The 10,855-nt window shown below is 53.8% G+C and carries 11 protein-coding genes; 9 read left to right on the forward strand and 2 right to left on the reverse strand.

Annotated features, from left to right (window positions below):
* The first annotated feature begins 75 nt into the window (after positions 1–75).
* Positions 76–849, forward strand: coding sequence for a flagellar basal body L-ring protein FlgH (gene flgH, locus CMO10_RS16000; protein WP_044829541.1), 774 nt, complete (start codon positions 76–78; stop codon positions 847–849).
* A gap of 249 nt (positions 850–1,098) precedes the next feature.
* Here the strand turns inward: flgH and dksA are convergent, their stop codons facing one another.
* Positions 1,099–1,515, reverse strand: coding sequence for an RNA polymerase-binding protein DksA (gene dksA / locus CMO10_RS16005; RefSeq protein WP_008890403.1), 417 nt, complete (start codon positions 1,513–1,515; stop codon positions 1,099–1,101).
* Between the two features lie 150 nt (positions 1,516–1,665).
* A complete protein-coding gene (locus CMO10_RS16010; protein ID WP_297024150.1) occupies positions 1,666–2,109 on the reverse strand; it encodes a flagellar assembly protein FliX in 444 nt (147 codons plus the stop codon).
* 369 nt (positions 2,110–2,478) lie between these two features.
* On the opposite strand from CMO10_RS16010, the gene CMO10_RS16015 reads away from it, so the two are divergent.
* From CMO10_RS16015 to CMO10_RS16050, 8 genes are all read left to right on the forward strand, one after another.
* Positions 2,479–3,621, forward strand: a complete 1,143-nt coding sequence (locus CMO10_RS16015) for a flagellar basal body P-ring protein FlgI (RefSeq protein ID WP_297024152.1) — start codon at positions 2,479–2,481, stop codon at positions 3,619–3,621.
* Between the two features lie 2 nt (positions 3,622–3,623).
* Entirely contained in the window at positions 3,624–3,968 is a 345-nt protein-coding gene (locus tag CMO10_RS16020; protein WP_297024155.1) for a rod-binding protein, read from the forward strand.
* A gap of 2 nt (positions 3,969–3,970) precedes the next feature.
* Entirely contained in the window at positions 3,971–4,432 is a 462-nt protein-coding gene (locus CMO10_RS16025) for a hypothetical protein (RefSeq protein ID WP_297024157.1), read from the forward strand.
* A 17-nt stretch (positions 4,433–4,449) separates the two neighbouring features.
* A complete protein-coding gene (gene flgK, locus CMO10_RS16030; protein WP_297024159.1) occupies positions 4,450–6,861 on the forward strand; it encodes a flagellar hook-associated protein FlgK in 2,412 nt (803 codons plus the stop codon).
* 28 nt (positions 6,862–6,889) lie between these two features.
* Positions 6,890–8,119, forward strand: a complete 1,230-nt coding sequence (locus tag CMO10_RS16035; RefSeq protein ID WP_297024161.1) for a flagellin N-terminal helical domain-containing protein — start codon at positions 6,890–6,892, stop codon at positions 8,117–8,119.
* A gap of 99 nt (positions 8,120–8,218) precedes the next feature.
* Positions 8,219–8,689 carry a flagellar assembly protein FliW gene (gene fliW / locus CMO10_RS16040; protein ID WP_297024163.1) on the forward strand — a complete coding sequence of 157 codons (471 nt, stop codon included), beginning with the start codon at positions 8,219–8,221 and terminating at the stop codon, positions 8,687–8,689.
* 110 nt (positions 8,690–8,799) lie between these two features.
* The gene (locus CMO10_RS16045; protein ID WP_297024165.1) at positions 8,800–10,146 is read left to right on the forward strand and encodes a flagellin N-terminal helical domain-containing protein; all 1,347 of its coding nucleotides are present in this window, start codon (positions 8,800–8,802) and stop codon (positions 10,144–10,146) included.
* Positions 10,147–10,618: 472 nt separating this feature from the next.
* A partial coding sequence (locus tag CMO10_RS16050) for a flagellin N-terminal helical domain-containing protein (RefSeq protein WP_472910364.1) occupies positions 10,619–10,855 on the forward strand: 237 nt, incomplete at its 3' end.

The raw sequence follows: 10,855 nt of genomic DNA on the forward strand, positions 1-10,855 counted from the left end.
AAGGTTTTCCCCTTATCCCCTCTGATAATTGGCACGGTACTTGCGTTAACAAATGCAGGAACCCAGGAGGAATTCATGCCCGGTAAAAATGTACAGATTTCATGGCGGCGTTTCGCCCTTGTCAGTACCCTGATCGGTGCCACCGCACTGCTGTCAGGCTGTAACGCAATGAAACGACTTTCCGAAGTCGGCGAGCCGCCAAAATTGTCATCGATTGACAACCCGACCCAGTCAGAAGCCTATCGCCCGGTCAGCTTGCCGATGCCAGCCCCGCAGGTTGCGGAGCGCAACCCGAACTCATTGTGGCGGGCCGGTGCGCGGTCCTTCTTCAAGGATCAGCGTGCCAATCAGGTGGGTGATATCCTGACCGTGGTTGTTGAAATGGAAGACCGTGCAGCCCTTGCCAATACGACTGTGCGGTCGCGGACCAATTCCGAAGACCTCGCGGTGCCGAACCTGTTCGGGCTTGAGGCCGAAATGACCAAAGTGCTGCCGGAAACCATTGACCCGACGTCGATGCTTGATTTCGACAGCAATACCTCGAACCGTGGTGCCGGGACCCTTGATCGTAACGAAGCAATTGATCTACGCGTTGCCGCCATCGTCATTCAGGTTCTGCCCAACGGCAACTATGTCATTCACGGGCGCCAGGAAATTCGCGTGAACAGTGAAATCCGCGAAGTCCAGATTGCTGGCGTGATCCGGGCTGCGGATATCAGCTCTGCCAACGAAGTGAATTACGACAAGATCGCCGAAGCACGCATTTCCTATGGTGGTCGCGGAACCATCTCCGATGTTCAGCAGCCGCGCTACGGCAGTGAAGTTCTCGACATTATCCTGCCGTTCTAAAACGCAGAAACACATGTGGTTCAATCCCGTTTTCCGGGTTCCGGTTGATCACATGAAAAGTAAGTCAAAGGTCACCTTCGGGTGGCCTTTGGCATATCCGGCACAGCCCGCAAAAGGAAAAAGCCCGGCCAGAAGGCCGGGCTTTTGATTTTGGTTATCCCTAACCAGTAATCTCCCACCGTGTCATGTCGTTGCATGACCGGGATCGGCAAAGCCGGATCCATCGTATTTTTTTATCACCCGGCGCGATCAATCGTCGCGACGCGTGCGCTCCATCCGTTCGTGGCGTTCCTGGGCTTCAATGCTCAGGGTCGCAATCGGACGAGCTTCAAGTCTTTTCAAGCTGATCGGCTCGTCGGTTTCTTCGCAGTAACCATAAGATCCGTCTTCAATTCGACGCAAAGCAGCATCAATTTTTGAAATAAGCTTGCGCGCCCTGTCACGAGTACGAAGTTCAAGTGCCCGGTCTGTTTCAGCCGACGCACGGTCGGTGAGATCCGGTTCCTGAAGCCCGCCATCTTGCAGGTTCGCTAATGTTTCTGAAGATTCATGCAGAAGTTCTGCCCGCCAGGTCAAAAGTTTCTGGCGGAAATATTCCCGCTGACGCGGGTTCATGAACTCTTCGTCCTCAGCAGGACGATAGTCAGGTGGTAAAGTGATAGTCATGTATGCCCTCTATACAGGACTCATCGATCGCGCGGCAATATAGAGGCCACACGCCAACGGTGCAAGCCGATTGAACAAATAAATGTCAATCACCCCTCAAAGGCGCAGATTTCTGCGATTTTCAAGTGGAAAATACCGTAAATTAAACAGTCAGATCAGGCCGGAAACTTCCAGTTTCGCAAGCTCCACCCGGGCGCGCAGGTCAATCTCGTCCAGAACGGCTGAAAGCTCCGGATCATCAATTGTTTCGCGCTGTTGATCCATCAAACCGACCAGTTGCTGCAGGCGCGCTGCCGACAATTGGCCGCTAAGCAACCCATCCCGCACAGCTTCAAGCTGCTCAAGCATGCTTTTGGCGCGCAACATCGCAGCCTTTTTCGGCGAATCCAGCGCATCGCCACTTTGCTGAAGTGCCAGCAGCGCATCAAGGGCACTTACAGCACCGGCACTGTGAACACCAGCAGCCCCCGATGCATTCCCGGATGAGTCGAGCGAACGCATGGCATCGGCAAAGCCGCTGCTACCGGATGCGCCAGTTGATTTCTTGCGCGATGAAGTGCTCGTACCAGAAGCCTTGGAAGCGCTAACCTTCATGATCCGTGTCCGCTTAGTTGTTGTTGATCTGTTCAATGAACATATGCAGTGCACGGGAAGCGTATCCGGGTAGCCTATCGGTTACCGCCGATACCCAAACACTACCGTGCGCAAATATGAGTCTCCCCTAATCGCGCCAGCTGCGCAACGGGAAAAAAATGCCGGGTTGTCGCCAAAGCGCAGGCCGGGCCGCGACAAATGCACGTTTCACCGGGCGTTTTTGGCGGAATCCCTGTCTGACGCACCTGGCTGCGGCAGAATGCCTCGGTTGGCACGTTTTTCGCAAACAGGTTTGCAAACGCGGTTTACCCGATCAATCGCCTCATTTGCCGGATGCGCTGCATCCCACGTAAAAGCGGAATTAAGAGTATGATCACAGGTCTTGGCAAAATAGCACGCAATTGGCTCGCAACGCTCGCGGTGGGGATGTTTGTCCTTACACAGCTTGGCCCTGCTCATGCACAGTCACGTATCAAGGATATTGCCGATTTCGAAGGCGTACGTGACAACATGCTGGTGGGTTATGGCCTTGTCGTTGGCTTGAATGGCACCGGTGATGATCTGGGCGATGCAGAATTTACCCGTCAAAGCATGGTGGCGATGCTTGAACGTCTGGGGATTAACGTCCGCGATCAGATCGAAGACCTTGAGTCTGATAACATCGCAGCGGTCATGGCAACCGCGACCCTGCCGCCGTTTTCGCGTCAGGGCTCGCGCATTGATGTCAATATCAGCGCGATCGGCACGGCCGAAAGCCTGCAGGGCGGTACGCTGCTTGTGACCCCGATGGTCGGTGCTGACGGTGAAGTTTATGCCGTCGCCCAGGGCAACCTGGCGGTTGGCGGATTTTCCGCTGGCGGGAATGCTGAAACCATCGTCAAGGGAGTTCCGACCTCTGCGCGTATTGCCAATGGCGGCATTGTTGAACGCGAAATCGACTTCAACCTGAATTCCATGCAGGACATGTCAGTTGTGCTGCGTAACCCGGACTTCACCACGGCACGCCGTGTATCCGAAGCAATTAATGCCTATCTCGGCGAAGTTGCCGCACGCGCTAGCGACCCGGGCACGGTGCGCCTGAACGTTCCGGAACGCTACAACCAGAATATTGTCGCCCTTCTGACCGATATCGAACAGCTGCGTGTAGAGCCCGATCAGATTGCCCGCGTCGTGATTGACGAAAACACCGGCACCATCGTGATGGGTGAAAATGTCCGGATCAACCGTGTCGCGATTGCCCAGGGCAATCTTACGATCCGGGTGACCGAAACCCCGCAGGTTTCCCAACCCTCGCCCTTCTCCCAGACCGGTACGACCGAAGTTGTCGACCGTACCAATGTCGAGGTCGATGAAGGCGAAGACAATCAGCTTGGCATCATGGATGGCGGTGTGAGCCTGCAGGAACTGGTCAATGGCCTTAACAGCCTTGGCGTTGGTCCGCGCGACATGATCACCATCCTTCAGGCCATCAAGACGTCTGGCGCGCTTCAGGCTGAAATCGAGGTGATGTGATGATGACCGACGGCACCACCGCCCTGATGGCGCAGGCACAGGCCAACGCACAGTACGGCAAGCAAAACAACATCGCCGCCCGGATGAACTCCCTTACCGACGGGCACATCAAAACCGAAGCAGAGGCCCGCAAGGCCGGCGAGGAATTTGAATCCATGTTCCTTGGCCAGATGTTGAGCCACATGTTCACTGGCATCGAAACCAACGAGATGTTTGGCGGCGGGCACGGCGAAACGATGATGCGCTCCATGCTGGTTGATGAATACGCCAAAGAAATGTCCCGTGCCGGTGGCATCGGAATTGCAGATGCCGTTACACGCGAAATCCTCAAAGTCCAGGAGGGATGAAAATGACCACCGAAGAGCTGGTTACCGAGCTTAAAAGCGTCACTTATGACCTTATGTCCCTGTTGGAACGTGAGTCCAACGAGCTGCGCAGCCTGTCATCGAGCGAATATGAGCAGTTCCTGTCGGAAAAATCTGCCCTGTCGATGCAGTATGAACAACTGGTCGTCAAACTGCGTAGCCGCGGCGAGGAACTCCGCGCCCTCTCCGAGGACGAACGCGAAGAACTGCGCGAACTGCAGGCCGAATTCCAGGAAACCGCACGCCGCAACATGATCACGCTTCAGTCCGCCAAGGAAACCAACGAACGTGTGGTTCAGGCGATCGTGCGCGCGGTCAATGAAAAGTCCAAGGAAGAGTGCACCACCTATAACCGCTCTGCCACGACCAGCAAGGCGTCGCTTGGCGGTTACGGTCGCACAATGAATAAATCCGGTGGCTCCTACAGCGTTAACGAAACGCTTTAAGGGTAAAGGCAAGCATCATGTCACTTACTCAGGCACTTAATACAGCGATCTCCGGCCTTAACACGGCGCAAGCCCGTATTGCGATCACGTCTTCGAACATCTCGAACGTGAACACAGAAGGCTATTCCAAAAAGATCGCCGGTCAGGAAACCCTGACGCTTGATGGTATCGGCGCCGGTTCGCAGGTTGCCGACATCTATCGCAACGTCAATGAAGGCCTGGTACGTGAGATGCGTGGCGAGCTGGGTAAAGCTGGCCGCGAAGAAGCACGCTATGAATTCTTCATGCGTATTCAGACCCTGTTTGGCACCACCCAGTCTGATGCCGCCATCAGCCAGCGCATCAATGATATGGCTGACGCGTTTGAACAGCTTGGCGTCACACCGGACCAGAATTCCCCGCGTATCGAAGCCATCGAAAGCGCCATTCAGGTCATGGAATCGTTCGAGAAGCTCTCAAGCCAGCTTCAGGACTTGCGTGATGACATTGATGACCAGATCACTGATGAGGTGAATACAGCTAATACGCTGCTGACCCAGATCTCGGAACTTAATACCGGCATCATTCGCCTGAAAAACCTCGAGCAGCCGACGACCGAGCTTCAGGATCAGCGCGATCAGAAGCTGAACCAGCTTTCCAAGATCATCGATATCACGACCTTCAGCCGCAGTGATGGATCGATCGTTGTGTATTCGGCAAATGGTTCAAACACGCTCCTTGATCGCTCGCCGAACTCGCTTTCCTTCACCCAGACTGCTGGCTTCGAGCCGGGCACGGGTGGTTCTGGCATTACGCTTGATGGCGAAGACATCACCGACACGCTGCGCACCGGGACCCTGAAGGGCCTGTTTGAAATGCGCGATTCCGAGATCCCTGCGCTCAATGACCAGATCAACGAGCTGGCGGGTGAACTGCGTGATGCGATCAACCAAGAACACAACAAGGGCACGTCGTTCCCGCCGCCGGCCAACCTTTCAGGCACACGTACCGTTGCAGGCAGCGACCCGTTGACGGCAACCGGCGCATTTCGTGTTGCTGCCCTTGATATCGATGGCAACCTTGTCGCGACCGATAGCTGGGCTGATATCAGCCTGCCGACGACGCCTGCGACAGTTCAGGGCATCGTTGATGCCATCAATGCGTCGGATGCCAGTTCCTATCTGACTGCGTCATTGGTGGATAACCGTCTGGTGATCGAAGGCCAGGACGGCAACCGTGTTGCCATCAACGAAATGGATAGCGAGATCACGCTGAGTGATGGTCGCAAGCAAGGCGCATCACACTATTTCGGTCTGAACGACTTTATCGCGACTACCAAACGGTCAGATACGATGACGTCGGCACCGCAAAGCAGTTCAACCGACGCCCTTGGCGTTACGGCAAGCTCCTTTACGATCACGGCGGGCACTGGCGTGCTTGCGGGTGCAGGTATCACCGTCAACTACGCGGCAACGGATTCACTTGAAGACGTGCGCGACAGCATTCGCACCGCTCTTCAAGGTGCTGGTATGACTGTTGCCGCATCGGAAGAAGCAGCCTTCCTTGTCGAGGATGGCGACCGCTTTCGTCTGGTGGTCGAATATAACGCCAACCTGACGATCACTGATTCTGGCACCATGTCAACGAAGATCGGTTTCACAGAAGACCGGCCGAATTTGTCGGGCAACATGGATGTTGCCGCATCAATCAAGAATGACCCGTCACGCATTGTTCGCGGTCAGTTGAATGCCGACACCTACAACACCTCGACCGCGGTTGTTAATCCGGATACAGCGATCCCGAACCTCGGTCCGCTGGTTCCTCCGCCGACCAACTATACGCTGACCGTGAGTGGTGATTTCACCGATGTTGATATCGATTATGACAGCACCACCTCGCTGCAAGATATCGCCGATGCGATCAACAACAGTGCGACTTTGACCGACAACAACATCACGGCCGAAGTCAAATTTGACAGTCAGCTTGGTGGCTACAAACTACATGTGATCGATGCCGATGGCGACCCGTTCTATTTCTCGGATGATGGTCTCCCCAATACCGATGCCATCACGACGGTTCTGGGCCTTGGCATCAATTTCGGCGTTCACGAGGGTGACAACTCTGCTGCCAACGCGATCAGTAACGCGTTTGAACGCACCGACATCGATTTTGAAGCGACCGACGGACTTTCAGGCGAACGGACTTCGCTGACAGACTATGCCGCTGGTATCGTCGCAACGGCTGCAACCAAGGCACGCGTTGCCGAAAGCTCGTTTGATTTCCAGGACAATCTGGTGATTGACCTTAGCACCCGCATTCAGAACGAAGCGGGGGTCAACCTTGATGAAGAAATGTCCGATCTGGTTATTTTCCAGCGCGCCTACACCGCAACCGCGCAGGTAATCTCAACCGTTGATGAAATGTTTGATGCATTGCTCAATGCAGTTTAAACTGCAGGGCTTGTAAAGTGAGGCTGTCATGGTAACTCGTGTCGCAACATATACTAACCACACATTGCTTTCGGATCTCGCGCTCCGGAACGCTTCGCGTGTCACCGACCTTCAGAACCAGGCATCGAGCGGCTACAAATCGCGCAACTATGCAGGTATCGCTGACAGCGCGCAGCGCTTGCTTAATCTTGAAACCGAGTACAGCCGCACGGAACAATATCTGCGCAACACGACGCAGGGCAAATTGCGTCTGCAAAGCATGGAAACAGCTGTTGATAGCATGCTGACCATTGCGACCGAGATGAAGACGCTGCTTATTCAGGCGAGCTCCGCACAACAGGCAGATGACGTCAACATCCGTGATGAAGCCGATCAGGCGCTGCAGCAGATTGCCAATTTGCTCAACACCAACCTTGACGGACGCTACCTGTTTGCCGGTGGGCGTTCGGAAGAACCGGCTGTTGATATCGAGAAGATTGGCGCCCCCGACAACTATATGAGTGCACTTGATAAATCGCTCACCACGGCTACCACGCTGACCGCTCTTGGTGTCACGTCTGGTCAAATCCAGATTGTTAGCACGGATATCGACGGTAACAGTTCGACTTCAACAGTCAACTACAATGCCGCCACCGATGATATCGGTGACATCATGGATGCAATCAACAGTGTTACAACCAACCGGGCGATTGCGTCACTGCGCGGCCTTGGCGGCGAAGGCGCGCCGCTGCTAAACATCGAAAATGTCGGCAATGGGTCAATCACCATCACCGAAACCGGTGCGGGCGATCTGCTTGGAAAACTCGGCATGGAGAAAATAGGCAACCCGCGCCCGGATGCCGACTATTACAATGGTGATCATCAGATCATGGAACTGCGCGTCGATGAGCAATACGATGTGTCGTATGGCATTCTCGCCGACAACCCGGCATTTCAGCAACTGATCCAGGGCCTTGGCATTGCCGCAAGCACCGAGGATGAAGACGCGCTTACGACGGCACTTGGCTTTATCAACAACGCCATCAATGACCTCCCCAACGTTCAGGGGCAGATTGGCCTTGATATTGCCAATGTCGAACGCTTCGAGGAGCGTCATCAGGATTTCAAGGTTTTCGCCGCTCAGGCGATCAGTGATATCGAAACTGTCGACGTTCCTTTGACACTGGCGGAACTGACCCAGTACGAAACGGCCTTACAGGCCAGCTTTATTTCGATCTCGCGTGCCGCAGATTTATCTTTGGCTAACTATTTGCGTTGATTGTGATATAAATCGTATTGCGTGATTAACTGTTTTGTCAGAGCAACACTTTAAGTAGTATGCACGACAGAACCTTTCGACCGTCGGAGAATTGCGGGAATGGAAACCGAAAACGTCGCCGAAAATAAAACACCTGAATCCGTTGTCGTGGAAACACGCTTCGGCGACATCGAGTTTAGCTGGGACAAAGGTATTTATATGCCGGTAGGTCTTCTCGGCTTTCCTGAACACCATGTCTTCGGACTGGCAAATATTCCCAACACCTCGCTTGATCAGTTCAAGCTTTATCAAAGCCTGACCGATGCAAGCCTGTCCTTTATCGTCGCCCCTTATAATATGGAAAGTGGCGTTTATGCGGATAAAGATTTGATGACAGCCCAGAAGAGCCTCGCGATTGAAGCCGCGGACATGGCGATCCTGATGGTTGTCACCATTCGAAGCGCGCCGGGCGGTCAGGGCATCACGATGTCGACTAACCTTCGCGCTCCCATTCTTGTCGATACGGCACGCCAGGTCGCCTGGCAGCACATTTTGCCGAACGAAAAATACTCTGTGCAGCATGACCTGTAATTTTTGCCTAGCATACTGGCACGCGCATTGCTTTACTGTTTCACAAGGCAATGTCGCCGATGGAATGAATGGCCTGAGCCATTCTTTCTTATCCGTGTAGGAGGAATAAAATGGCTCTTAATATTATTTCCAACTATGCAGCGAACGTCGCCCATCGAAACCTGACTGCTTCGGACACGATGGCGACGCGCTCGCTTGCAAAACTCTCGTCTGGTACCCGCGTTGTTTCGGCACGTGATGATGCTGCATCCATGGCCATCGGTGCACGTCTGAACGCGACGACGGAATCCCTTAAAACCGCAACGGTTAACGTTAACCAGGCCAACTCGATGCTCCAGATCGCCGATGGCGGCATGGCAACCATCGATAACATTCTGGTGCGCATGAAAACGCTGGCTGTTCAGGCCTCCTCGGGCAACTTGTCCGACACTGAACGCGGCTTCCTGAATGATGAATTCGTTCAGCTGCGCAACGAAATTGACCGTATTGCATCCTCGACCAACTTCAACGGCATTCAGTTGCTGGGCGATGGTGGCGATGTTGCACTCGAATTCGGCGACCTTGCCTCAGGTGCTGGCGGCGCCGCGCTGGTCCCAGCAACCGGCTTCGATGGCTTTGCCATCACCGACAACAACTACTGGGCGACCGACGCCAACAGCAACACCGTTACGGACAACAACTTTACGGTCGAAATCAACGAGCTCGCCAGTGGCCAGATCATCATGACCGTGTCCAGCACCATTGATGGCGCAGCTGACCGCTCACAGTCGATTGACGTTTCAGATTATGCATCTGGCGGCACCACGGCAATCAGTGCCGGTGAAAACGCGACCCTGAACTTCGATGAACTTGGCCTGTCCTTTACCGTCAACACCAACTTCTCGGCCACCGTCACCGAAGTTGGTGCAGGCACCAACGGCAGCACAGACTTTGGTAGCGACACAGCCTTTGGCGCCGCAAGCATTGACTCAACTGACAACACGGTCACCATGGCCGCTGACAATGGCCAGCAGCTACAGCAAACCGTGGATTTCCAGGTTGGTGCTGGCAACACGGCGAATGACCGATTGGCAATTGAGTTTACAGCAGTAGATTCAGAAACGCTTGGCTCTGGCTCGAACGGGACGCAAGACTCTCTTGCAGACCTAACAGCGAACGCTATTGATACGGCAGCAAATGCACAGAGTGCGGTTGAAGTCGTAACCCGAGCAATTGACGATCTGCAGCGTGCAAGAGCCAATATCGGTACTTATCAGAACCGCTTGGACTTTGCAGGGCAGAACCTTGCGTCCACGCAGGAGAATACCGAGTCCGCACGCTCCACTCTGCTTGACCTCGATGTTGCGTCTGAAATGACCAATTTCACTTCCAAGCAGATCCTGGTTCAGTCGGGTGTCGCCATGTTGGCACAGGCGAACCAGATGCCGCAGAACCTGCTGCGTCTGCTTCAAGGCTAACGCCCGAGCGACAAGACTTACAAAACAACATAGAACGGCGGCAATGCTTCATTGTCGCCGTTCTTTTTGTTTCTTAGGTCTCGCCACCACTATAAGTGTGTTTTCACCTTAAAAAAAAACAACACCTGAGCGAGCGGCCTTTCTGCACAAGAGGCCGTCAGATCGAACCAAAGTTTGACAACGCCGGCATCTTTCAAAAGGTCCAAACAAAACTGACTTCCGGGAATTTTCTTGCACCCCCTACCAAAGGAAAATAGGAACTGGACAAAAAAACACGATATTTCATTGTTTTTATTGAGTTAATTTTTCGTTCATTTTTTTCTAGACAACAAAACCATACGTAGGTATACATTAGGTTGATGATAAATTTGTGCTCGAATTATCAAGAAGATCCCCTCAAGCACAATACTGGCAATGTCGCCAGTTCCTGAATGGCACTTGACCATTCCGTTGTCCAAGTAGGAGAACCACTATGGCTCTTAATATCATTTCCAACTATGCAGCCAACGTTGCTCACCGCAACCTGTCTGCTTCTGATGAGATGGCGACCCGTTCGCTGTCTAAACTTTCTTCTGGTACCCGCGTTGTTTCTGCTCGTGACGATGCCGCTTCGATGGCAATTGGCGCACGCTTGAATGCAACCACCCAGGCACTCAAAACCGCAACCGTCAACGTTGGCCAGGCCAACTCGATGCTGCAGATCGCCGAT

The organism is Thalassospira sp. (assembly GCF_002709775.1).
In the GTDB taxonomy this organism is placed as follows: Bacteria; Pseudomonadota; Alphaproteobacteria; order Rhodospirillales; family Thalassospiraceae; genus Thalassospira.

What these genes read in the sequence shown, in the direction of transcription:
- CMO10_RS16010 (WP_297024150.1), bottom strand. Translation starts at nt 2,109, where the DNA reads ATGAAGGTTAGCGCTTCCAAGGCTTCTGGTACGAGCACTTCATCGCGC.
- CMO10_RS16045 (WP_297024165.1), top strand. Translation starts at nt 8,800, where the DNA reads ATGGCTCTTAATATTATTTCCAACTATGCAGCGAACGTCGCCCATCGA.
- CMO10_RS16015 (WP_297024152.1), top strand. Translation starts at nt 2,479, where the DNA reads ATGATCACAGGTCTTGGCAAAATAGCACGCAATTGGCTCGCAACGCTC.
- CMO10_RS16020 (WP_297024155.1), top strand. Translation starts at nt 3,624, where the DNA reads ATGACCGACGGCACCACCGCCCTGATGGCGCAGGCACAGGCCAACGCA.
- fliW (WP_297024163.1), top strand. Translation starts at nt 8,219, where the DNA reads ATGGAAACCGAAAACGTCGCCGAAAATAAAACACCTGAATCCGTTGTC.
- dksA (WP_008890403.1), bottom strand. Translation starts at nt 1,515, where the DNA reads ATGACTATCACTTTACCACCTGACTATCGTCCTGCTGAGGACGAAGAG.
- CMO10_RS16035 (WP_297024161.1), top strand. Translation starts at nt 6,890, where the DNA reads ATGGTAACTCGTGTCGCAACATATACTAACCACACATTGCTTTCGGAT.
- flgK (WP_297024159.1), top strand. Translation starts at nt 4,450, where the DNA reads ATGTCACTTACTCAGGCACTTAATACAGCGATCTCCGGCCTTAACACG.
- CMO10_RS16025 (WP_297024157.1), top strand. Translation starts at nt 3,971, where the DNA reads ATGACCACCGAAGAGCTGGTTACCGAGCTTAAAAGCGTCACTTATGAC.
- flgH (WP_044829541.1), top strand. Translation starts at nt 76, where the DNA reads ATGCCCGGTAAAAATGTACAGATTTCATGGCGGCGTTTCGCCCTTGTC.